Consider the following 23,123-nt stretch of genomic DNA (forward strand, 5'->3'; position numbering starts at 1 on the left):
CCTCTGCGGCGAAATCCATCGGGGCCGGCGGACTTAGTTCCGCGATCGAGTCCGAATATAAGTCCGCAACCACCCTACTGGCTATCGACAAATATCCCTTGCAAAAGGGAGGCGACCATATAAGTAAAGATGATACTTTCCGCGTGATTAAGCGCGCGGAGGAACATTTCTACGAATTGGTACCGCGATTACTACAGTTCACGACGACAGAATCGCCACTGTGACACACATGGGAGCTCATGTCTGGCAGACTGGGCCGTCCACGGTCGCCGATAGGCCGGGGCGGGAGGCGACCATTCCATCTACAGTTCACGGCTCTCCTTCACGAATGATGAGCGCGGCTCGCACGAATTGCGATCTTCAACAACGCCTCAACCGTCCTATCCTCGAGACAAAACGCAATTAATCGCCAGCACCACAAGCCAACCCCTGTATGCGGCTAGCGGCGGGGCGTGCCCGCCAGCGTACGGCCGTCCTGCCTGACGTGACCATCACCAAACCTGACGTAGTTTCGCGATCATGAAAGTACATGCAGGGCAGTCGCCGCTCGTTGTTCCCGCCTTCTCCCCCATGCTGCGCCCCCTCCCTGAACCGACACCTCGTTCGCGCGCAACGATTCGCACCGTTCACCAACCTGGGGACCTGCATTCGCGCCACCCGGGCGGAAGACGGGCTGCCCATTGACTAGACGGCGAGACATTGGGGGGGCTCCGTCGGCATGTTGTCCACAGGAGAATGGCAAGGGCGTCAATCTCGAGCGCGACTCGCGGGTGCTGGATGGACTGGGTTTGACGATGTTGGCCGTTCCCAAGGAGCCTGAGTCCTGGCTCGAGCCGGCAGCGGCTCATGCGGTTGAGGTTGGCAATTGCGGGGTGGGAACCGCACGCCTAGCTGGATAGCCGCGGGGCTGGCACCCGCCTAATAGAGGGCGCGTCCCGAAAAACCTAAATCGCTCGCCACGGCGCTGGCACGCTCCCCCGCCAGTTCCAACCCTGAATCGGTCACTGTGGCAGATCGCTAATGCACGCAACTGCCCTTCACGACTGCTGACATGTTCGCGACCCTTAGCCGGTGACGGACCTCGGCGGGCTATTGTTACTGCATAGCAAGGTGTTTGCCGTGAATCGCAAAGATGACACACGTCTCCATGCAATAGACTTGCCGTCTGAATGCGATCGCCTTGATGGACAGTATGCTGCGCCGGCGCCGATGCGCAGGCGTAGAACAAAGGAATGTTGGGTCTTCCGCAATTTGTGTGACGACGGCGAACTGGCGTGGTGGATCTTGTAGCGTGGAACGGCCGGCGTCTCCACCGTCCACCATCATTCTTCCGGTTGAAGAACGTAGTCGAGCCCGCCAGCCTCGTGCCCGCCGTCACGAGCTCACCCCCACCTGCATTGGCAATCGGACTCGCGTGTCCAGCGGGACAACCTGACGACATTTAACGCGAACGCGCAACTACCTTACCGCCTACCCTCAATTCCTAAAATCGAGACGATGCGATGAACTATTTAAACGATGAGCTATATGAACGAGGACTTGTCGGGCGCCGCGCGGTAACGGGCGACTGCCCGCGGATGCGCTTGATCCTGGCGACTATCTACGCGCGACAGTCATGACCGCAATCCTTGATGCGACCGACTGTGCCAACTCCCCGCCAGGCTCGTCCGGCGAGCCCATCACTATCGAACGCCAGGGCAGCTTCTTCGTCGGCGGCCGGCAGGTGACTGCCGCCGGGACCTTCGATCCCGACGCATTGCCTTATCCTTCCGGCGCGGGGCAGACCTTCTGGATTGACCAGATGTACGTGCAGTACCAGATCCCGCTGAACGCACGCAAGCTGCCGCTCGTGTTGGTGCACGGCGCCGGGGGTACAGGGCGTGTCTGGGAAAGCACGCCCGACGGCCGCGAAGGCTTCCAGACCATCTTCCTGCGCCGGGGCTTCCCGGTCTACATCGTCGACTTGCCGCGGGGCGGCCGCTCCGGCTTTCCGAGCTTCACTGGATCGATGGGCAAGCTGGACGACAAACAGCAGGTCGTCCCAGGAACGACGTTTACGCCCGGACGCGAACATGCCTGGAACCGCTGGCGCTTGGGCCCGAAGTACCCCGAGGTGTTCCCGGTGCAGGCCTTCCCGATGAACGCGGTCGACCAGTTTCTCCAACACGTGCGGCCGCTGGTCTCGGACGACCCGCAGGTGATTTGCGGCGCCCTGGTGGCCCTGCTCGAGAAGATCGGCCCGGCGGTGCTGGTTACGCATTCGGCCTCAGGTCAGTACGGATGGCTCGCCGGCGCGCGCTCGCCCAACGTGAAGGGCATCGTGAGCTACGAACCTGGTTTTGTATTCCCGCAGGGCGAGGTGCCCCCGCCGATTCCCCTATATCAGGAAACGCAGGATGCCGGCGCTCCAATCGGCCAGCAGGAGTTCGCGAACCTGGCGAAAGTGCCAATCGAGGTGGTCTACGGTGACAACATCCCGAAGCAGCCGATTTCCGACCTTCTTGCCGACGGGCGGCGCGCGCAGGTGATCACCGCGCCGATGTTCGTCGATGCCTTGAATCGGCGCGCCGGCCAGGCGAGCTTGCTCCTGCTGCCCGACGCGGGGCTGAGCGGGAACTCGCATTTCATGTTTTCAGACCTGAACAACCTGCAGGTGGCGGATCTGCTGTCCGCCTTCTTGGCCCGTTTCGGTCTCGACGCCCGCTGACACCAGCCGGTTCCGCCGAGCTCATGATGGACCCGCGTCAGCTTAGCCCTGCAACGCTCACACGGTGTGCAGCCTGACTGCGCGTTGCTGCGGTTCCACGCCAAAGTGCGAGTGCCGCCCGAACGTGTCAGCCACCCAGTTGACAAATACTCGCACCTTGGCCGAGAGGTGGCAGTTCTTCGGGTACACGGCAGAAATCGGTAGCGCCTCGGTCTGCCAGTCCGTCATAACCTCTACCAACCGGCCACTGGCCAAGTACGGCGCGGCTGCAGCGCGGGAGAGGCAGGCCAGACCATGTCCCCCCAGTGCGCACTCCAGGTAGATATCGCCATCATTGGTGGAGATGGCGGACGGCAGCAGGACTTCGCTGCGCTCGGTGCCGCGCGCTAGCGGCCACGGCCACTCCCGCCCGGTGCGGTCGGACAGGTAGTTCACCGCCTTGTGGTGGCTCAGTTCGGCCAGGTCGTGAGGGGTGCCGAAACGCTTTAGGTAGCTTGGCGATGCGTAGAACGCCAGCTTTAGCTCGCCGATGCGCCGTGCGACCATCGATTCGGGAAACGTACCGATGCGCAGCACCACGTCGACGTCGTCTTGCAGTAGGTCGATCATTTTGCTGTTGATGGTAAGGTCCAGCTTAATCTCTGGGTAAGCCTTGAAGAAGTCTTGGAGACTCGGGATCAGGGCGAGCCGAGCGAGTCCGGCAGTTGTGTTCACCGACAGCGTGCCCTTTGGCGAATTGTTATGGCTTGTCAGGGACTGTTCGGCTTCTTCGATGTCAGCGAGGATGCGCACGCAACGTTCATAGTAGGCCGAGCCTTCTCTGGTCACGCTGATGCGGCGGGTGGTCCGGTGAAGCAGCTTCACGCCCAGGTGGGTTTCGAGGCTCTGGATCAGGCGGGTAAGGGTGGCCTTGGGCAGGTCGAGCGAGTCGGCGGCACGCGAGAACGTGCCGACGTCGACCACGCGCGTGAAGGCCTGCATTGAAACAAGACGATTCATGATGAGATTCCGACTCGGTTGTCGAACCCTTCAAGGCCTACTGATTGCGAGTAGGCGAATTGGGTCGACTCCGATTTCGCATTGACGTCGAGAGGCGCTATCTCGATGTCGATCTTCCTGAAATGTTCACCCCCGGGAAATGCGACCGATGTGGCCAGTACCGAGGTTCTTCAGGCTACGCTCGGCCGCCCGCATCAGGTAGCCGCGCGACAGGTCGGCGCCGTTGGGCGCAGTCAGACCTGCGGGATAGCCCACTTTGGTGGCCACCACCCAACGGTCGCGGTCGTCGTGGATGGTGCGGCCGACTATCTGCTCGGAGACGCCGGCACTGTAGGCGTCGGCGGTATCGATGAAGTTCACGCCGGCATCGCGGGCACTGGCAATAATTTCGAGCGCCTCGGCCTCGCCGGTCTGGTCTCCGAACATCATCGCGCCAAGGCACAGGCTCGATACCTTGAGGCCGTTTCGGCCCAGTGGTCGGTGGATCATGGAATGGATTCCCTGGTTTGGTTCGTGGGTTACTTGCGAGTGCTGCCCAGCAATTCGCGGATGTGGTTGACCGCGGTCACTGCGCTTGCCCAGCCTGCGTAGAAGGCCAGATGCGTTGTCAGTGCGACCAGTTCGCGGCTCACGCCGTTCTGCACGGCAAATGGCAAGTGAAAGCCCAGTTGTTCGCTCTTGCCGGTGGCGATCAGCACCGCGCAAGTGATGAGGCTCCTGTCACGCCTGGAGAGCGCTGGATCTGACCACACCTGTCCAAAGCGCACGTGGTCGTTGAGGTTCACAAATTGACGTGCAATGGCGTCAAAGGCCTTCTAGGCCGCGGTTTGGGATATGTCTTGAGTCATTTCCTGTCCATCACTGGTCGTCTGCGTGGCTGCGTCGAGCCAGGCTTGCTCCCCGGGCACATTGTGGTGATCGGGAGGCAATCGGACTAGACTGAACAACTCGTATGGACCTATGAATCAGATTCATCAATGCGCGAAAACATTAGCGATCTGTTGACCTTCTTGGTCGCGCGCGAACGAAACTTCACGCGCGCGGCGGGTTACCTGGGGGTCTCCTAGTCTGCGCTCAGCCATACAATGCGGACGCTGGAGAGCCGACCGGGCCTGCGCTTACCGACTCGCGCGACCCGCAGCATGGTGGAGGGTCCTGCGCCAAAGAATTTCGTGCCTTTAGTCTTCAGGCGCCAGCCATCCGGGTGCCACGGGAGCAGACCAATGCTACTGCGTGGTTGCTTGCAGCGACGTGTTGGAATGGCTTCCGCCATCCCAGTGCGCTTTGTCGCGAATCTCCACATCCCGCAACTGCCGTTCCACGGTGGCTCAGCGGGTTCGATGTCGTAGAACGAATTAAGTACCCTCGCGATATCACGGCTGGGCTGGCGGCAAGGGTAGGGTGGATTGAATTCGAAAGCCGCCGGCTCGTTAAGGCTCTCCTACCAGCTCTCCAAGCGCGGCAACTCGCTGCGCGTGATGGCCGAGGCGGTCCGTTGGGGAAAGCGCGGCGCACGTACAACACCAAAGAAGCGTTTGCCCTGGCGGATGGGAATGCCACACGGTCCGTGCTCCTGGTTCGAAGGTGACTGTTCCACCTCCTGCTCGGCCCGCCAATGACGCCTCGAAGAAGGAATCCACCCGAACCGCACCTGGGAAGTCCTATTGAGAGCCTTGGACGGAGCGTTGGGACCTGGGATTCAGCTATTTAGTATCGTCAGCGCTTGCTAGAATGCGCAAAGAGCTTTGAGCCGGATTCATGAATGCCCCGCGACAACTTCAACGACCTCCTTGCTTTCATCGCCGTAGCGCGGGAAGGTAGTTTCACGCGTGCGGCGGGTCAGTTGGGGGTGTCTCAATCCGCGCTGAGTCATTCGATTCGCACACTGGAATCGCGGCTTGGCGTCCGCTTGCTGACTCGTACCACTCGAAGCGTTTCGACCACTGAGCCCGGCGAGCGACTGAAGCAGGCCGTGGCGCCTCAGTTTGAGGAAATCGAGGCCGAGTTGGCAAGCGTTGGCGAACTTCGCGACAGGCCGGCGGGCACGTTGCGTATTACCGCGACGGAACATGCGGCACACACGGTCTTGTGGCCGAAGCTGGCCAACGTTCTGCCAAAGTATCCGGACATCAAGCTCGAGGTCAGCATGGACTACGGCCTGACCGACATCGTTGCGAATCGATTCGACGCGGGCCTCCGGTTGGGCGACCAAGTGGCAAAGGACATGATCGCCGTACGCGTCGCACCCGATATGCCGATTGCGGTTGTGGCAACGCCCGCATACTTTGCATCCCGATCCAGGCCTGCTGAGCCTCAGGACCTGACGGGACATTGCTGTATCAACTTGCGCTTGCCGACACAGGGCGGTCTCTATGCATGGGAGTTCAGCAAGCGCAAGCGGGCGATACAGGTACGCGTGAACGGGCAACTCGTTCTCGACAATATCGCCGAAATTGTGACCACCTGTCTCGCGGGATTTGGCATCGCGTATGTGCCGTTGGACACCGTGGCTTCGGCAATTGCTGAGGGTCGGCTTGAGAGGGTTCTGGAAGATTGGTCCCCAACCTTCCCGGGCTATCACCTCTACTACGCGAACCGCAAGGGGTCGTCCAGGGCGCTTGCTGTCTTGGTGGACGCCCTACGGGTTCCCGATGATGACCCGGCTCGCGATGCATGAATGACCGCATCAACCCGCCGCAGACATCTGAGCGAGGAGCTTGTCAAGCGTAATGGGGTAGTCCCGAACTCTGACGCCCGTAGCGCTATACACCGCATTGGCGATGGCTGCGCCGACGCCGCAGAGTCCCAGTTCCCCAACCCCCTTTGCTTTCATAGGCGACGAATATGCGTCCACTTCATCAAGAAAAATGACCTCCTGATTTGGTATGTCCGCGTGTACCGGCACTTCATAGCCTGCCAGGTCATGATTGACGAAGAATCCTCGACGCTTGTCCACGGCGAGTTCTTCCATCAGCGCGGCGCCCACGCCCATTGTCATCGCACCAATGACCTGGCTGCGCGCGGATTTCGGGTTGAGAATGCGGCCCGCCGCGCAAACCGCAAGCATGCGCCGCACGCGGATTTCGCAGGTGTGAATGTCTACGCCAACTTCCACGAAATGCGCACCAAAGGTCGACTGTTGATACCTGCGCGTCAGGTCGCCGAACTCAATGTGGTCTTCCGCCACCATGCCGCCATCACCGGCCAGCGATGCGATAGGCAGGCTCCGGCCATCCGCCAGGATATAGCCACCGGAGAATCTGGCGTTGGCAACGTCAATGCCGGCTTTGGTGGCAAGTGCTTCGCGCAATTTAACGCAGGCCGCATACACGCCGGCGGATGAGCTGTTCGCGCCCCATTGGCCACCGGATCCCGCCGATACCGGAAAATCCGAATCGCCTAGACGGACCACCACGTTGTCCAGTGGAACCCCGAGCATCTCAGCAGCGGTTTGAGCAATGATGGTGTAACTACCTGTGCCGATATCGGTCATGTCCGTTTCGACAGTGACCGTGCCGCGCCCGTCGAGCCGGACCCGAGCTGCGGACTTCGTAACCTGATTGTTCCGAAACGCTGCGGCAACGCCCATGCCGATCCACCAGCTTCCTTCCCGTCGGCTCCGCGGCTTGGTACTGCGCGACTTCCAGTCGAAGCGCGCTGCGCCGGTTCGCAAGCATTCCACGAGGCGGCGCGCAGAGAATGGTCGCTCCGGATTCTCCGGATCCACCTGCGTGTCATTGAGGATTCGAAACTCGACCGGATCCATTCCGAGCTTCTCCGCCAACTCGTCCATTGCGATCTCGAGTGCCATTAAGCCTGGCGCCTCACCCGGTGCGCGCATCGCATTGCCTTCAGCCAAATCCAATGCAGCCACGCGAAGCGCCGTCATACGATGTTCGCCAGCATAGAGGAGGCGCGTCTGTTGCACTGCGTTCTCGGGCTTGACCGCGCCGAGATCGCCGGACCAGCTTTCATGCCCGATAGCCGTAATCCTGCCTTCCGGCGATGTGCCGATGCGAAGTCTCTGGATGGTGGCGGGTCGGTGCGTGGTGTTGTTGAAGATGAGCGGCCGGGGCAGGGCGACCTTCACCGGGCGATTGGCCGCGCGTGCGCCCAGCGCAGCGAGGATTGCATCGGCGCGAACGAAGAGCTTGCCGCCGAAGGCCCCGCCAATGAACGGGGAGATAAGTCGGACGTTTTCCTTGGGAATGCCAAGCGTTTGTGCGACGTCGCCACGGCTCCAGTCGATCATCTGGTTCGATGTCCAAAGCGTGAGCTTGTCGCCTTGCCATGCTGCAAGTGTCGCATGCGGCTCCATCATGGCGTGGGCCTGATCCGGCGTTGTGTAGGTGGCGTCGAGCTGTACCGCGGCGCTGCCGAATGCGGAGGCGAAGTCGCCCACTGCCGAGTTCGGCGTTCCCGTCTTCGGCGTCATGGCGGTAGCCTGGGCGTTGGCAAGATCGTATGCGCCTTGTGCCGGCGCATATCGGATACGCACGAATTGCGCCGCCGCGCGGGCCTCCTCGAACGTTTCGGCTACCACCAGGGCAACGGCCTGGTGGTAGTGCTGAATCTCCGGTCCGCCCAGCAGGCGCGCATTGTTCCATAAGCCCTTGCCGAGCGCTCCCGCATTCTCGGCGCTCACGATCGTTACCACGCCTGGTGCTCGGCGCGCTTGTGACATGTCGATAGAGAGAATCCTGCCTTTCGGAATCGCCGACCCGATAATGTAGCCATACGCGACGTCGGGCAAATTGTGCCATTCGTACGCGTAGGTCGCTGTGCCGGTTGTCTTGCGTGCGCCTTCGATGCGATTGACGGCCTTACCGACTACGCGCAACTGATCGATGGGATTGGTGGTTGCCGGAGAATCAAATTTCATGCTTTCCTCCCTTGGCTAGCGCCAGCGCGGCATCGATTGTCCGCTGCGCGAGCTGCAGCTTGAACGCATTGTCATGGGTCGGGGTGGCGCCGGCCAGAAGACGCCGGGCCACGGCGGCTGCGCCGCGTGGCATCTCTGACTCGGCTGCTTCCATGCGCCACGGCTTGTGTGCGACTCCGCCAAGTGCAACGCGGCCCGTACCATCACGCTGGACAATTGCCGCCACCGACACTAGTGCGAACGCATATGACGCCCGGTCCCTGACTTTGCGATAGACGTGCGTGCCCCCGATCGGCGAGGGTAGGGTCACCGCGGTAATCAGCTCTCCGTGCTCCAGCGCTGTTTCGATGTGTGGTGTGTTGCCGGGCAGCCGATAGAAATCCGCGATGGGAATGATGCGCACCTTGCCGTCGGCGCGAACGGTTTCGACGCTGGCGTCGAGCAACCGCATTGCCACGGCCATATCGCTCGGATTCGTGGCAATGCAGGCATCGCTGGCGCCGATGACCGCGTGTTGCCGACTCACTCCGCCAATTGCGCTGCACCCGCTGCCAGGCGCCCGCTTATTGCAGGGCTGGTTGGTATCGTAGAAATAGGGGCAGCGGGTGCGTTGCAGCAGGTTGCCGGCGGTGGTCGCTCGATTGCGCAACTGGCCAGACGCCCCGGCCAACAAGGCGCGGGATAGCACGCCGTAGTTGCGGCGGATACGATTGTCGGCGGCAAGATCAGTGTTGCGTACCAGGGCGCCAATACGCAGGCCACCTTGAGCAGTGGCTTCAATGCGGTCCAGTTTGAGCGCATTGACGTCGACCAGATGGGCAGGCGATTCAATGCCGAGCTTCATCAGGTCCAGCAAGTTAGTGCCACCGGCGATGAAGCGACTGCCTGGCGTGCGAGTGGCAGCGGCGGCAGCCTCGGCGGGCGTTTGCGCGCGCTCGTAGGTGAAGGGCATCATGATTGGCTCCTCACAACGCTGGAGATGGCATCGAGAATGTTCGCATAGGCGCCGCAGCGGCAGATGTTGCCGCTCATGCGCTCCCGGATCTCGGCGGCGTCCGGCCTGGGCCTTGCGGTAAGGTCCGCGCTGACATGGCTGGGGATGCCCGCCTTGATTTCGTGGAGGACTGCCACCGCCGAGCAGATCTGTCCGGGTGTGCAGTAGCCACATTGATATCCGTCATGCCTGACGAAGGCAATCTGCATAGGGTGCATCTGATTCGGTGTGCCCAGCCCTTCGATGGTGGTGATCTTCGCTCCTTCGTTCATGACTGCCAGCGTCAGACACGAGTTGATGCGCCGTCCCTCGACGATCACCGTGCATGCGCCACACTGGCCGTGATCACAACCCTTTTTGGTCCCGATCAGATGGAGGTGTTCCCGCAAGGCATCGAGAAGCGTGGTGCGCGTGTCGAGGTCCAGCGTGCGCTGCGTTCCGTTGACCACCAGCGAGATCTTCTCGGACACGACGGGTCGCACAGTCATTGGGTCCGGGGCGCGGTCGCCAGCGACGGCCAGTGGCATGGCAACGGCAGCTGCCGAGGCGGCGCCGACCTTTAGCAAATCTCGCCGGGAGATCCTGACTTCGCATAGGTCTTCCATAAGTTTCCCCTCTTGGAACGTCGACGAATCGGCCTCCCGACCGCTATTGCTCAGTCAGAAAGCTTCCAGACCAAACCATTCAGCCCAGGCAGGACGCGGTCGCCTGTCTCGTGTGAAAACGCCGCGAGAGCATTGAGGTGGCCAGGCTGCCGATGCCGGCAGCGCCCATGATCCATGCCATCGTCCATGGCGTGCCGTCGGAGAACCAGCCCACCATCGCGGCGCTCAGAATGCCGCTGCCATAGTGCATGGCCCCCACCACTGAGGATGCAGAGCCGGCCTTGTGAGGAAATCCCGATAGGGCGCCCGCAACGGAGTTGGCGACGATGAGCCCGTTCATCGACAAGTAGAGGAAGATCGGCAGTGCAAGACCGGCCAGTCCGCCCCATCCGAACCTCGCATCCAGAGCCAGCATTACGCCTGATCCCGCCAGTATCCAGGTGCCCAGATGGAAGAGCTGTTCGCTTCCGATGGTCTTTAGCAGCCGGGCGTTGACGAAATTTGCTGCCATCATTCCCACGATATTCACACCGAACAGGAGACCGTAGGCTTGCGGGGAAACGTGGTAGTAGTCGATATATGCGAAGGGGGTGCCGACGATAAACGTGTAGGCACCGGCGTAGAAAAACCCGCCGGAGAGGGCATAGCCAATCAGCCGGGGATCGCGGACCAGGGAGAGGTAATCGCGCAGCACGTTGCGCATCGGGTCCGTACTGCGGCGCCCGGGGGGCAGTGTTTCCGGCATGGCACGCAGCGACAGGATGGTCAGCAGTCCCACCAATGCCAAGGTCCAGAAGATGCCTTGCCAGGACCACCATGCCAGTATCTGGCCGCCGAGCAGTGGCCCCAGCAATGGCGCGACGCCCATGATCAGGATCAGGGTTGAGAGTACGCGCGCGGCGTCATCGCGTGCGTACAAGTCACGCACCATCGCCCGTGCCAGTACGGGACCGACGCATGCACCCAGTGCCTGCACCACGCGCCAACCCATCATTTGCCATACGGTTGTCGACATCGCGCAACCAGCGGAACCGATCGTAAACAGCACCAGGCCGATGGCGATCGGCAGGCGCCGACCACGGCGATCTCCAATTGGGCCCCATATAAGCTGACCGGCGCTGAAGCCGATCAGGAACGCGGAGAAGGTGAGCTGAATGTTGGCCGGGTTCGCATGCATCATCCGGCTGATGGTCGGCAGCGCGGGTAGATACATATCCGTCGAAATGGATGCGAACGACATCAGCGCGCTGAGGATCAGCATCAGACGTAAGGCGTATTGCGGCGCCGCGGCGTCGACAGTAGACGATGGCGAGGTCATCGGATAGGGAGTCAGGGAGGGAAGGCGGGGGTGAAGTCCCCGCCTGTTGGGCGCTACGCCTGAAGCGAAGCCATGTCGATCACGAAGCGATAGCGCACGTCGGCCTGCTCCATGCGCGCGTAGGCTTCGTTGATCTGATCTATGCGGATCATTTCGCAATCCGGCAGGATGTTCTTTTTGGCGCAGAAGTCGAGCAGTTCCTGCGTCTCGCGGATGCCGCCGATAGGGGACACTGCGATGCGACGGCGGCCAAGCAGAAGCGGCACCGTGCTGGGTTCGTCCAGCGGGCCTACCTGGCCAACCAGGACCAGTGTGGCATCGACATCGAGCAGCGGAACGTAAGGATTGATGTCGTGCTTTACCGGCACCGTATCGATGATGAGGTCAAACGACGATGCTGCCTGTGCCATGGCATCAGAATCGGACGAGACCAGCAGGCGATCGGCGCCCAGTGCCAGTGCATCGCGTTCCTTGGCCTTCGAGCGGCTCAGAACAGTCACTTCGGCACCAAGCGCCACGGCGAGCTTGACGGCCATGTGGCCGAGGCCACCGAGGCCGATGATGCCTACCCGGCTGCCCGGACCGACATTCCACGTCCGTAGCGGCGAGTAGGTGGTAATGCCAGCGCACAGCAACGGTGCGGCCCTTGCCAGATCCAGCCCGTTGGGTACGCGCAGGCAGAATTCCTCGCGCACTACCAGGTGCTTCGAGTATCCACCCTGCGTGGGTTCGTGAGTCATGCGATCATGGCCGGCGTAAGTTCCGGTATTGCCCTCGCGGCAGAGTTGTTCCTCGCCTTTATGGCACTGGTCGCACGTCTGGCAGCTATCCACCAGGCACCCGACGGCAACATGGTCTCCCACGTTGTACCGGGTGACAGTCGGACCGACTTCGATGACGCGCCCCACGATCTCGTGACCCGGAACAATGGGGTAGTAGCTCCAGCCCCAGTCGTTGCGCGCTGTATGGAGATCGGAGTGGCAGACGCCGCAGTAGAGGATCTCCATCAGGACATCGTTGTCGCGCAAGGCTCGCCGCTCGAAGGCAAAGGGCGCGAGAGGCGTGTCGGGGCTATAGGCGGCGTAGCCGGTCGTTTGCATTTGCGGCTCCTGGAAGGAATTCGAGTACCGCCATGCTACGGGTTGTCACTTCATGGATTAAGACCAAGATTACGCATGTGATCTTGAGCTGGATTCATGAATCGCGGCTGCATTGCATCGCTGGGCGATGCGTTCTGTAGGCCTTAGCCGCGGTATCGCAATGCGTCTACGATGATGCCAAGCGCGCGAGACGATTGCCGGCGGCTTGGATAGTACAGGTAGTAGCCGGGATAGGGCTGGCACCAATCGTCCAGCACACGTATCAGGCTGCCGCTGGCGATGTGTTCCAGCGCCAGGCCTTCGGGGATGTAGCCAAGCCCTTGTCCAGCCAGCGCCGCCCGGAGTACTGGCGAACTGCTGTTGAATGTCCATCGGCCGCTTACGCGCGCCTTGATGCTGTGCTTGCCCTTGGCAAGCTCCCACTGCAGCAGACCGCCATACGTGGGAAGCCGCAGATTGATGCAATCATGCGCCGCCAGGTCCTGCGGATGCTTCGGAGTCTGTCGATTCGCAAAATAGGCAGGAGAGCCAACGACTGCCATGCGCATGTCGGGGCTGATGCGTACGGCGATCATGTCTTTTGCAACCTGATCGCCGACGCGAACCCCAGCGTCATAGCGCTGCGAGACAATGTCAGCGAGCGTGTAGTCGACTGTAATCTCGACGTTGATATCGGGATAGTCTCTCAATGCGGCGGACAACTTCGGCCATAACACGGTGTTGGCGGCGTGTTCCGCCGAAGTAATGCGAATCGTCCCGGCGGGCTTTTCGCGAAACTCTCCCAAGGCAGCCAACTCGGCGTCGATATCCTCGAACCGGGGTGCCACGTTTACGTACAGCCGTTCGCCAGCCTCGGTTGTGGACACGCTTCGTGTGGTGCTGACCAGCAGCTTGACCCCGAGCCGGGTTTCGAGCCCGCGAACGGCATGGCTCAATGCCGACGGCGATACCCCAAGGAGCGCAGCTGCTCGCGTAAAGCTGCCCTCGCGTGCAACTTTGACGAAAGCGAGTAGATCGTTGATGTCCTCTCTTGCCATCGTTGAACTATATCCGGGATCGTGTGGAGGATATGGTATCCGGCTGTTCCGTTGTCGCACCAGCCGCCCCCAGGCGCGTATCACTTGAACGGTTGCGCGGCACAGGCGTGTGCCGAGGTCCAGCGCATTGCGCTGTGCCTGTAGGCTGTTACAACGTCGAGATAGCGGCGCCGGCTAGGCGGCGGGCCCGACGCGGAGCACGCCGGAGTCAGCGCGGCAGCACACGCCGCCACAGCAAAATGGAATACCGGCCGCCGTCGGTGCCACCACCCGATCCGGTGCTGTTCCTCTGGAGTCTGGTGGCGCGCATTGTCTTTGCTATGCAGATATGCTGCGGCTAGATGCAGGCGCAAGCTTAACCTTCCGTACGTGTGTTCTCTAGGCGTCCTTCGCGTTTCAGCTTCTCATAGTGCCGGCTTCCCTTTGCCGTGAACAACGGCGTCCAGCACGCATGAATGGCCTGCTCCAGATACTCGTCGAGCGACACGATTTCCACGAGCCGCCAGTGCTTGAGTGCCCAGGCATGTGTCGCCGTGATGATGCGGTAGACGAGCAGTTCGACGTTTGTCTCGTTGAGATAACCGGCCGTGATGCACTCGTGCATGCAGGCCTCAATGAAGCCATTGGTTTCGAGTTCCTGTTGCTTAAGCTGCTCAATGTATTCGGGCTTAAGCGACTTGGTTTCGCGGTAGGTCAGCATCACAGCCGTCCGGTTCGCCGCAATCACCCGCGCATATGCATCGATCGCGCTATGCAACCTGACGAGCGGATCCTTGACCCCTTTCAGCGCAGCCGGGATCTCTTCCTTGTTGCGCTGAACGATATGAAGAAGGGCAAGAAACAGGAGGTCTTGCTTATCGGAGACATATTGGTAGACAAGACCAGCACTGACGCCCGCTTCGTCTGAGATGTCCTTCACCGTCGATTTATGAAAGCCTTCTCGGGAGAACAAAGTGATTGCTGCCAACGCCAACTGGCTCCGTCGCTTGGCGACCAGCAATGGGTCTTCGACGACGCTCTTCAATGTCATGATTTGTTCGGTTTCCAAGATCGGGTCGATCTCTATTATGAACGAATATTCAGTTTGCCCGCGAGGGGCACTAATGCATGCAGTAATCAGCACTTTACAGACCATGCTTCCCGAGTCCATCGCGGGGTGATTCGGGTTTACTCTCGTTGAAATGCCCAATCACCTCGGCGAAACTGAATGAACAGTCATTCATGTTAAGCGCCCGAAATGTGCCGTGTACTCAGGTGCAAGCGCCGTGAGTGGGCGGATTCGGGCAGCATCCCTCAAAAGTACGGTTTGGAAGCTATCGCATGAAACCGCTGAATCTCAACATACCGCACTACCCCATGCTCCGTTTTGTGGTCCGACATGGGCCATGGCTCGCGTATGTGATCGGGATTGGTGTATTCATCGCCGCTTTTGTCACGCTGCCGATATTCGGCGCCGTTCCGGCGGTCGGTCTTGGCATCGCTGCAGGCATCTTTGTCTTCGTGGTTGCGCGCACCTTGGTCGAGTTGGTGCAGCTGATTACTGACATGTTGCTGCCTAAATGAACTCGAGCCAGTCGTCATCTATCGCGCACGCATACGATGTCGCGATCGTCGGTGGCGGGATTGCCGGGATGGTCGCGGCAGTGCGTTCGGCCGAGTTGCGACTGAAGGTCGTGGTCCTGGAGAAGGGCGAGGACACCCTGTATCGCTGCAATAGCCGGTTCACGGGCGGGGCGTTTCATGTCTGCTTCCATAACGTGAGCGACGACGCCAGCGGGCTAGAGAATACGATTCGCGAGGTTACGCGTGGTTTCGCCAATCCCGCACTGGCTGCGGCTATCGCCGGAGAGGGCCGAACGGCGGTCAGTTGGCTCAAGGGGCAGGGAATTCGCTTCATCAAGGCCGGTCCGAACGCCTGGCAGCAAAATTTTCTTGCCCCGCCCAGCCTGATGAAGCCGGGTCTGCACTGGCAGGGTCGTGGCGGTGATGTAATGCTGCGCAAGCTTCGCGATCGGCTTAACGCGCTTGGCGGAACGCTTCTGCAAGGCGCGCGGGCACGTCGGCTCGAGATGGACCAAGGACGTTGCACCGGCGTGTGGATCGACCGTCAAGGTCGCGTGGAGCTGGTGAAAGCTCTTGACGTCATTCTCTGCGATGGCGGCTTTCAGGCGAATATGTCGCTGATGCGCGAGTTCGTATCACCCGCGCCGGAGAAGATCAAGCAACGCGGGGCAGCGACGGGCGCTGGCGATGCGTTGATGATGGCGCGCGAAGTGGGGGCCTCGCTGACTGGAATGCAGAATGTGTACGGTCATCTGCTGTGCCAGGTCGCGTTGGCGAACGATTCACTATGGCCATATCCTATCCTCGACTACGTCTGTGGGGCGTCCGCCGTAGTCGATGGTACGGGACGCCGCTTTATGGACGAAGGGCTCGGCGGCGTCTACATGACGAACTGTGTCGCGCGACTCGACGACCCCCTCTCGGCCATCGTCATTTTGGATCGCGCGATCTGGGACGGCCCTGCTACACAGTTCATCTTGCCCGCGAATCCTCACCTTGTGCTGGCCGGCGGCGCCGTGCGCGCAGCGGATTCGTTGGCCGGCTTGGCCGCTCAGTTGAACCTACCCGGCACTCAGCTCGAGGCAACCATCGCAGAATACAACAGGGCAGTGGAATCGGGGACGACACAGCAGCTTATGCCGGCGAGAACCACCACCAGCATGCGTGCCTACCCGATCATGCACCCGCCGTACTACGCGGTGCGCATTGCCTCCGGTGTGACATACACGATGGGAGGCTTGGCAGTCGACGAACACGGTCATGTGATGCGCGAAAGCGGTGAGCGGATTAGCGGATTGCATGCGTCGGGTTGCACGACGGGCGGAGTCGAGGGAGGCAGTGCGGCAGGCTACGTCGGTGGTTTGACGAAATCGGCGGTCATGAGCTTGCGCGTAGCTGACAAGATCATGGCAGATCGAAGGGCTGTCGTACGAACGTCGTCCGATCGTACAGTCGCGTCACCGTTCGCTCGTGGACAGGAACGTGACGCAGAGGGATGAGTGAAATGTCCAGAAGGCTAGGATTTCTGATGGTGATGATGGAACCACCGCCGGCACTCGAGGAGGAATTCAATGACTGGTACGACACGGAGCATCTGCCAGAGCGCAAGGCTGTCGACGGAATTGAGACCGCGAACCGCTTCGTTTGTGTCAAGGGCTGGCCGCGCTATATCGCATTCTACGACCTGCGGGACGCGGGAGTTATCGGAGAGCCGGGGTATGCCGCTATCTCTGGCACCAATTTTTCTCCGTGGTCAAAGCGGATACTCGGTCGCGTGCGCGGCCTGTGGCGAGCGTTTGGAGAGCAACTCTATCCCGGCAATGCCATCACCGGTCCGATGACGCGGCTTTTGCTCATTCGTTTTCGCAATGTCGACCCTGCCGACGAGCGTACAGTCATTGCCAGAACCTCCGAACTGTTCGAGCAGAGGCCCGCCGTGCGGCAGGTTCGAGTTGTTCGAAACGTTGGTGAAACTGTCGGCGAGTACGCGGCATTGATCGAATTGCTCGACGATGTCGATACTGGCCCGCTGGGACTTTCGGCGTATGGCGAACTGGCGGCGCACATCGATGTCGTCAATGAATACGTCCCCTACTGGTCACGAGGACCCATCGCCGGTGTATTTCCGCGCTAAACATGCCTGTCCTGAAGCAAGGCATTCGTAAGCGATGCTGACTAAGAATTCGAGCGCAGCTATGAACTCTAATATCACTACGATCAACTTCTCGATCGCCATGGCGCGCCGACGTTCGGCTCAATCAAATGCGACTGCCTCGATCCCGGCGACGGTGGAGGTTGCTCTATGGGGGGCAGAATCCACCTCACGCTAGTGAGAGGACGCCCCCAATGGATGCCCGGCCCCCGCTCCGCCTTGGAGGAGGGCGGCAATTCACGCCGGCGGGTCCGGAAATCGCGCCGCGTTCGTGTACGGCGCGCTGCGTGGGGAGATAATCCGGCACGACGCTTGGGAAGGATGTGATGCGCTTTGATCTGGTCGATCTGAAACTGTTCACCCATATCGCGGAGGCCCAGAGCCTGACCGGCGGTGCACAACGCTCACACTTGTCCCTGGCCGCGGCCAGTACCCGCATCAAGAACCTGGAGGAGCATGTTGGCGTCAAGCTGCTGAGCCGCAGCAGCCAGGGCGTGAAAGTGACCGGGCCAGGGGAGACGCTGCTGGCCCACGCGCGCCGCGTATTGCGCCAACTGGAGCAGTTGAGCGGCGATCTCCAGGAATACGCGTCAGGCGTGAAAGGCCATGTGCGTGTCTTTGCCAACACGACCGCGATGAGCGAGTTCCTGCCAGCCGTGTTGCGCAGCTACCTCGTCAACCATCCTGACGTGACCATCGACATGCACGAACGGCTGAGCCCGGACATCGTGCGCGCGGTGCAGGAGGCAATGGTGGACATCGGCATCATTGCCGGCAACGTGCGTACCGAAGGGCTGGAGGTCATGCCATACCGGCGCGATCGCCTGGTTCTTGCCACGGCGCTGAGCCACCCGCTGGCCGAGCACAACAGCGTGGATTTCATTGAGACGCTGGACTACGATTTCATCGGCCTGCCCGAGGCGAGCGCGATCCACAGTTTCCTCAAGCGGGCCGCCGCGGATTTGCAGCGTGAGTTGCGCTGGCGCGTCCAGGTCAGCAACTTCGAGACCGCCTGCCGGATGATCGAGGCCAATGTCGGCGTCGGCGTGCTGCCGGAGAGCACCGCGGCCCGCCACGCGGGTACGATGGCGCTCCGGATCGTCCAGCTCAACGACGACTGGGCCGAGCGCAAGCTGCAGATATGCGTCGCGGACCTTGGCGGATTGCCGCTGTTTGCGCGCAAGCTGGTGGACCTGCTGGTCGAGGATGGCATCGGACGCCAGGACTGAAGGACACCCCGACACCATTGCTGTCTATTTCTGCTTGGCGACCATCTGCCTGAGTTGGTGCTTGAGCAGCTTGCCGCTGGTTGTCGTCGGGATCGTGGCCACGCGCAGGATTTTCTCTGGGCGTTTATATGGGGACAGGCGCTCAACCAGGTAGTCGTGCAGCGCCGACGCATCGAACTTCTCTCCATCCTTGATCTCGACGAAGGCGATCACTTCCTCGTTGCCGTCGGCGGTGGGCTGCCCGACAACTGCCGACAGGCGCACGGACGGATGCGTGTTGATAACCGATTCGACCTCGATCGGATAGACGTTGAAGCCGGAGCGGATGATCAGGTCCCTGGTGCGGCCGACAATGAATAAGGCGCCGTCCGAGCCCAGCCGGCCAATGTCGCCGGTGTTGAGCCAGCCGCCGGGGCGCAAGGCTTCGGCGCTCAGCTCCGGCGCGCGGTAGTAGCCGCGCATGACACCCGGCCCTCTTACCCATAGCTCGCCCGGCTCGCCCTCCGGCACCGGCTTGCCGTCCGGCCCGACCACCTGCAGTTTGGCGCCCTCGACGATCTCGCCCGCCGAGCAATCGGTGCGCGGCCGGTCCATGCGCGTCACGAACAGTGAACCCGCATACTCGGTCATGCCGTAGCCATGGTGCAGCGGCTGGCCGAACATCGCCTCGACCTCGCGCTTGAGGGTCGGATCGAGCGGGCCGCCGCCTGTGTAGAGGTAGCGCAGCCTGGGCGACGGCTCCAGTGGCATGCCGCTCGCCCGCACGTACGCGACGATGCGGTTGAACATCATCGGCACGCCCTGCAGCAGCGTAATGGCGCCCTGCCGGATCGCTGCGGTGATGTCCGCCGCGTTGAAGCGCGCGCTCAGGTACAGGCTTGCACCGGCCTGGAGCGTCGAGACCAGCAGCGTCCCTAGGCCGAAGACGTGCGACATGGGCATGACCGCATAGGCGCAATCGTCGGCCTGCATGCGGCGGGAGTCCACCGTGACGCGCGCAAAGTGCAGCAAGCCCCGTTGCGTGACCATCACGCCCTTGGGCTGCCCCGTGGTGCCGGACGTGTAGATCAGCACAGCGACCTCGCGCGCGAGCGCTTCTGGTTCACGCTCGCTGGTCTCGTCGACGGCGCTGGCCATCAGCGGGCCAAGCCCGGCGGGCCCAATCTCCCGTGCCCGATAACGCACGCCGTGCCGCAGCGCATCTGGCGACGCCGCGTGGGTGAACAGCAGCAGGCGCGGCCGGCAGTGCGCCCGGATCACCTCGATTTCCCGTTCCGAGAGACGGGCGTTGACGACGACCGGCCACGCCTCCAGTTCCGACAACGCGAACACCAGTGTGATCACCGCCAGGCAGTTTTCGGCCACGATCAGTACCCGATCGCCGGTGCCGACGCCCTGCGCTTGCAGATAATGCTGCGCATCCTTGATGCCTGCCCACAGCTGCGAGAACGTGACCGTCCGCCCATCCTCGAAGACGGCCACTTGTTCGGGTGTCTGGGTGGCCCAGTGGCGTGGGATGTCGCTGATCCGTTGGGTGGTGTCTCGGTCCGGTGGCATCTCGCGGAATTCCTTGTGCGGGGGTAGAAAGCCGTTCGACAGGGCGGGGCGCAAGCAGAACGACGCCAGTGTATGTGCACCGAAAATGCGGCGCAATCGGTAATCGGCAAAGGTAGATTTCTTGGTTGCCGAAAGCGGATTGCCAGCGCGGGAACAGGGTGATCTGCGACGCTGGCCCCCTCATTGCCGGCAAATTCAGGCGAGCTGCTGTTCGGGCCATGGTGGCAGGAAGGCGACGGCACGTCCCGTGACGACGGCGCCGGCAGACCGACCGGTTGCCAACCGCCGGAGCGCGTGCAGCGACAAGCCGAACCAGTCATAGAGGGCGGCCTCCAGGTCGCTGCGAGGCGACCAGCCGATGCGGCGCTTCAGTTCCTCAGCGCCGATGCCATCGCTCAGGACTTCGAACAGCGCGCGCATTAGCCGTTGGGTACGGCACAGCTCAGTCAGCGCGGCGCCTTCCGAGAACAGCGTGCGGCGAACCTGCGTTGGCGAAGCATGCAACAGGTCAGCGATGAAGGCCGCGGTCCAGGTGTGCTGCGGCTGGGCAAACACACGCTGTGACAGACGGTGGTACAGGGACGGCTCGGACATGCTGCCGGGTTGGAACTGGATTTCAAGGCTGCAGGCTGCCGGCTGGGCTGCACCGCCTTCCAGGTACAGGTCGATTGCCTCGAACGGCGCAACAACGACGCGATGGCCCGGAACTATGACGCGCTCGAAGCCGCGCCGCCTGACCCGCGTCTTTCCCTGTGTCGCCGTGATCACCAGCGGGAAGGCCGGCACCAGCCGCGACAGGTGGACATGCGAACCGGACTGCAACTGGACGCGCATGGCTGAGGCGAGCTCGATGCGGCCTGGCGGCTTACACCACGCGGCTGGCGCGCAATCCTTCCAGTTGCTGGGAGCTGAGCTGGAGGTAGTCGCGCAGTACCTCTTCGGTGTGCTGGCAGAGGGCTGGCGGCGCGTAGCGCAGCGTTGGGGGCGTCTCCGAAAGGCGCAGCGGGCTGGCCGCGCTGACCACCTGATTTACGCGCTGCCCGGCGGGTGGCTGCGCGGCCGGGTAGCGCTTTTGTGCGACGCGGATGCCGCGGTGCGAGCAGGCTTGCCAGGTGGGTTCGCCGGCCTCGTCCTGCAGGAACGGCGGGCCCCAATGGCGGGTATCGTCGCCTTCGCCGGCCTTTTCGATCTTGATCACGTGGGTGCCCATGTCGGCCAGGTTCTGGGTACACCACGGCCCGGCCAGCACGCGCGAGAGATCCAGGACGCGCAGGTGGCTCAAGGCACCGGTGCGCGGGGAAGGGGGCGGAAAGTCAGCAGTCGGGGTAGCGGGGGAATCTGTCATGGCAAAGCAGGCAGTGGCGCAAGAGCGGGAGGGCAGGCCTGAGGAGGGTGGCGCCACCCTTAGGCGCCCCGCGCCTCGCGGATCATGTTGCGGGCAATGATGACCTGCTGGATCTGTGTGGTCCCCTCGTAAAGGCGGAACAGGCGCACGTCGCGGTAGAAACGCTCGATGCCGTATTCGGAGATGTATCCGGAACCGCCGAGGATCTGTACTGCGCGATCCGCCACGCGCCCCACCATCTCCGTGGCGAACATCTTGCAACACGAGGCTTCGGTGGAAACGTTCCGGCCCTCATCGCGACGGCGAGCGGCGTCGATCACCATGCATTCGGCCGCATAGAGTTCGGCCTGGCTGTCGGCCAGCATGGCCTGGATCAGCTGGAATTCGCAGATGGGCTGGCCGAACTGCGTGCGCTCCAGCGCATAGTTCAGGGCGTCCCGCAGCACGCGTCTGGCCACGCCGACGCTGACGGCGGCGATGTGCAGGCGCCCCTTGTCCAGCACCTTCATCGCGGTCTTGAAGCCCTGGCCTTCCTTCAGGCCGATCAGGTTGGCGGCCGGCACGCGCACGTTCTCGAAGATGACGTCGCAGGTGTGCGCGCCTTTCTGGCCCATCTTCACGTCGCGCTTGCCGAAGCTGATGCCCGGCGTCCTGGCGTCGACGATGAATGCCGAAACCCCGGCCGATCCCTTGATGTCAGGATTGGTACGCGCCATCAGCGTGAACATGCCGGCTTGCGGCGCGTTGGTGATGAAGCGCTTGGTGCCGTTGACCACATAGTGGTCGCCATCCTTGATTGCGGTAGTGCGCAGCGAGCCGGCGTCCGAGCCGGCGTCCGGTTCGGTCAGCGCAAACGAGGCCAGGATCTCGCCGGTGGCCAGGCGCGGCAGCCAGGCGGCCTGCTGTTCGGGCGTGCCGTCCATGAGGATGCCCTGCGAGCCGATGCCCACGGTGGTGCCCAGCAGCGAGCGGAACGCCGGCGAGGTCTGGCACAGCTCCATGACCACGCGCACTTCCTCTTCCATGGTCAGTTCCAGGCCGCCGAAGCGCTCGGGGATGGTCATGCCGAACAGGCCCATGTCGCGCATGTCCTGCACGATGTCCTGCGGGATTTCATCGGTCTCGGCCACCAGTGCCTCGGCGGGCACCAGGCGTTCGCGCACAAAGCGGCGCACGCTGTCAAGCAGGGCTTCGAGGGTGTCGTTATCGCGGATCATTTCAGGTTTTCCTAGATGGCGGGACGGCAGGCACAGCCCGGCCGTCTTCTTCACGCCGTGAACAGGGCCGTGCCCTGGCCAGGAGTAATGCGGTGGCTCAGTAGCGCTCAAACACCGCGGCGATACCCTGGCCGCCGCCGATGCACATGGTTTCCAGGCCATAGCGGCCGCCGCGGCGCTGCAGTTCGTGCAGCAGCGTGGCCAGGATGCGCACACCGGTTGCGCCGATCGGGTGACCCAGCGAGATGCCCGAGCCGTTCACATTGAGCTTTTGCTCGATCGCATCCTGGTCGTTCCAGTCCCAGCCCTTGAGCACGGCCAGCACCTGGCAGGCAAAGGCTTCGTTCAGCTCCACCAGGTCCATCTGGTCGAGCGTCAGGTTCAGGCGCTTGAGCAGCTTCTTCACCGCGGGCACCGG

20 protein-coding genes and 5 pseudogenes are annotated in these 23,123 nt (G+C 62.0%); 9 read left to right on the plus strand and 16 right to left on the minus strand.

Annotated elements, in window-relative coordinates; translation table 11 throughout:
* Both AC3FKH_RS33480 and AC3FKH_RS33485 read left to right on the plus strand, forming a co-directional pair.
* Positions 1–224 (plus strand): hypothetical protein (locus tag AC3FKH_RS33480; protein WP_488679917.1); only part of this gene is annotated, 224 nt, incomplete at its 5' end.
* A 1,391-nt stretch (positions 225–1,615) separates the two neighbouring features.
* Complete coding sequence (locus AC3FKH_RS33485; RefSeq protein ID WP_488679919.1) at positions 1,616–2,707, plus strand: alpha/beta hydrolase; 1,092 nt, start codon at positions 1,616–1,618, stop codon at positions 2,705–2,707.
* A gap of 57 nt (positions 2,708–2,764) precedes the next feature.
* Here AC3FKH_RS33485 and AC3FKH_RS33490 read toward each other — a convergent pair whose 3' ends face one another.
* From AC3FKH_RS33490 to AC3FKH_RS33500, 3 genes are all read right to left on the minus strand, one after another.
* Positions 2,765–3,706 (minus strand): LysR family transcriptional regulator, encoded by a 942-nt coding sequence (locus tag AC3FKH_RS33490; protein ID WP_488679921.1) that lies wholly within the window; start codon positions 3,704–3,706, stop codon positions 2,765–2,767.
* 126 nt (positions 3,707–3,832) lie between these two features.
* The gene (locus tag AC3FKH_RS33495; RefSeq protein WP_488679923.1) at positions 3,833–4,195 is read right to left on the minus strand and encodes an aldo/keto reductase; all 363 of its coding nucleotides are present in this window, start codon (positions 4,193–4,195) and stop codon (positions 3,833–3,835) included.
* A 29-nt stretch (positions 4,196–4,224) separates the two neighbouring features.
* Positions 4,225–4,491 carry a carboxymuconolactone decarboxylase family protein gene (locus AC3FKH_RS33500; RefSeq protein ID WP_488679925.1) on the minus strand — a complete coding sequence of 89 codons (267 nt, stop codon included), beginning with the start codon at positions 4,489–4,491 and terminating at the stop codon, positions 4,225–4,227.
* Between the two features lie 192 nt (positions 4,492–4,683).
* Between AC3FKH_RS33500 and AC3FKH_RS33505 the strand changes: the two are divergent.
* Together AC3FKH_RS33505 and AC3FKH_RS33510 are read left to right on the plus strand one after the other, a co-directional pair.
* Positions 4,684–4,851: pseudogene (locus tag AC3FKH_RS33505) on the plus strand (helix-turn-helix domain-containing protein); the annotation flags it as partial.
* A gap of 294 nt (positions 4,852–5,145) precedes the next feature.
* A pseudogene (locus tag AC3FKH_RS33510) lies at positions 5,146–5,223 on the plus strand (SDR family oxidoreductase); the annotation flags it as partial.
* A gap of 9 nt (positions 5,224–5,232) precedes the next feature.
* On the opposite strand, the pseudogene AC3FKH_RS33515 reads toward AC3FKH_RS33510, so the two are convergent.
* Positions 5,233–5,364: pseudogene (locus AC3FKH_RS33515) on the minus strand (cupin domain-containing protein); the annotation flags it as partial.
* Positions 5,365–5,468: 104 nt separating this feature from the next.
* Here AC3FKH_RS33515 and AC3FKH_RS33520 point away from each other — a divergent pair.
* Positions 5,469–6,383, plus strand: a complete 915-nt coding sequence (locus AC3FKH_RS33520; RefSeq protein ID WP_488679927.1) for a LysR family transcriptional regulator — start codon at positions 5,469–5,471, stop codon at positions 6,381–6,383.
* A gap of 9 nt (positions 6,384–6,392) precedes the next feature.
* On the opposite strand, the gene paoC is transcribed toward AC3FKH_RS33520, so the two are convergent.
* The 7 genes from paoC to AC3FKH_RS33555 all read right to left on the minus strand — a co-directional run bounded on the left by paoC (position 6,393) and on the right by AC3FKH_RS33555 (position 14,672).
* Positions 6,393–8,588: an aldehyde oxidoreductase molybdenum-binding subunit PaoC gene (gene paoC / locus AC3FKH_RS33525; protein WP_488679929.1), complete on the minus strand. Its 2,196-nt coding sequence runs from the start codon at positions 8,586–8,588 to the stop codon at positions 6,393–6,395.
* The gene (locus AC3FKH_RS33530; RefSeq protein WP_488679931.1) at positions 8,578–9,543 is read right to left on the minus strand and encodes an FAD binding domain-containing protein; all 966 of its coding nucleotides are present in this window, start codon (positions 9,541–9,543) and stop codon (positions 8,578–8,580) included. Before AC3FKH_RS33530 ends, paoC begins: the two co-directional genes overlap by 11 nt.
* Positions 9,540–10,187, minus strand: a complete 648-nt coding sequence (gene paoA / locus AC3FKH_RS33535) for an aldehyde dehydrogenase iron-sulfur subunit PaoA (RefSeq protein WP_488679933.1) — start codon at positions 10,185–10,187, stop codon at positions 9,540–9,542. The genes AC3FKH_RS33530 and paoA overlap by 4 nt, the downstream gene beginning before the upstream one ends.
* Positions 10,188–10,266: 79 nt before the next feature.
* Positions 10,267–11,505: a Bcr/CflA family multidrug efflux MFS transporter gene (locus tag AC3FKH_RS33540; RefSeq protein ID WP_488679935.1), complete on the minus strand. Its 1,239-nt coding sequence runs from the start codon at positions 11,503–11,505 to the stop codon at positions 10,267–10,269.
* A 53-nt stretch (positions 11,506–11,558) separates the two neighbouring features.
* Positions 11,559–12,605 (minus strand): NAD(P)-dependent alcohol dehydrogenase, encoded by a 1,047-nt coding sequence (locus AC3FKH_RS33545; RefSeq protein ID WP_488679937.1) that lies wholly within the window; start codon positions 12,603–12,605, stop codon positions 11,559–11,561.
* A gap of 143 nt (positions 12,606–12,748) precedes the next feature.
* Positions 12,749–13,642 carry a LysR family transcriptional regulator gene (locus AC3FKH_RS33550; protein ID WP_488679939.1) on the minus strand — a complete coding sequence of 298 codons (894 nt, stop codon included), beginning with the start codon at positions 13,640–13,642 and terminating at the stop codon, positions 12,749–12,751.
* 355 nt (positions 13,643–13,997) lie between these two features.
* On the minus strand, positions 13,998–14,672 hold the full coding sequence (locus AC3FKH_RS33555) for a TetR/AcrR family transcriptional regulator (protein WP_488679950.1): 675 nt from the start codon (positions 14,670–14,672) through the stop codon (positions 13,998–14,000).
* Positions 14,673–14,962: 290 nt separating this feature from the next.
* Between AC3FKH_RS33555 and AC3FKH_RS33560 the strand changes: the two genes are divergently transcribed.
* From AC3FKH_RS33560 to AC3FKH_RS33575, 4 genes are all read left to right on the plus strand, one after another.
* Complete coding sequence (locus AC3FKH_RS33560; RefSeq protein ID WP_488679940.1) at positions 14,963–15,205, plus strand: hypothetical protein; 243 nt, start codon at positions 14,963–14,965, stop codon at positions 15,203–15,205.
* Positions 15,202–16,704, plus strand: coding sequence for an FAD-dependent oxidoreductase (locus AC3FKH_RS33565; protein WP_488679942.1), 1,503 nt, complete (start codon positions 15,202–15,204; stop codon positions 16,702–16,704). Before AC3FKH_RS33560 ends, AC3FKH_RS33565 begins: the two co-directional genes overlap by 4 nt.
* Before the next feature lie 29 nt (positions 16,705–16,733).
* Positions 16,734–17,339: a hypothetical protein gene (locus AC3FKH_RS33570; RefSeq protein WP_488679943.1), complete on the plus strand. Its 606-nt coding sequence runs from the start codon at positions 16,734–16,736 to the stop codon at positions 17,337–17,339.
* Between the two features lie 344 nt (positions 17,340–17,683).
* Entirely contained in the window at positions 17,684–18,586 is a 903-nt protein-coding gene (locus tag AC3FKH_RS33575) for a LysR family transcriptional regulator (RefSeq protein ID WP_488679945.1), read from the plus strand.
* Positions 18,587–18,610: 24 nt separating this feature from the next.
* Here the strand turns inward: AC3FKH_RS33575 and AC3FKH_RS33580 are convergent, their stop codons facing one another.
* From AC3FKH_RS33580 to AC3FKH_RS33600, 5 genes and pseudogenes are all read right to left on the minus strand, one after another.
* Positions 18,611–20,143 (minus strand): class I adenylate-forming enzyme family protein, encoded by a 1,533-nt coding sequence (locus AC3FKH_RS33580; RefSeq protein ID WP_488679946.1) that lies wholly within the window; start codon positions 20,141–20,143, stop codon positions 18,611–18,613.
* A 195-nt stretch (positions 20,144–20,338) separates the two neighbouring features.
* Positions 20,339–20,977 (minus strand): AraC family transcriptional regulator, encoded by a 639-nt coding sequence (locus AC3FKH_RS33585; RefSeq protein WP_488679947.1) that lies wholly within the window; start codon positions 20,975–20,977, stop codon positions 20,339–20,341.
* 276 nt (positions 20,978–21,253) lie between these two features.
* Positions 21,254–21,488 (minus strand): annotated as a pseudogene (locus AC3FKH_RS33590) (CoA transferase); the annotation flags it as partial.
* 59 nt (positions 21,489–21,547) lie between these two features.
* On the minus strand, positions 21,548–22,705 hold the full coding sequence (locus AC3FKH_RS33595; RefSeq protein WP_488679949.1) for an acyl-CoA dehydrogenase family protein: 1,158 nt from the start codon (positions 22,703–22,705) through the stop codon (positions 21,548–21,550).
* A gap of 97 nt (positions 22,706–22,802) precedes the next feature.
* A pseudogene (locus tag AC3FKH_RS33600) lies at positions 22,803–23,123 on the minus strand (acetyl-CoA C-acyltransferase); the annotation flags it as partial.

This window comes from Cupriavidus sp. 21MJTG02-4 (assembly GCF_057798975.1).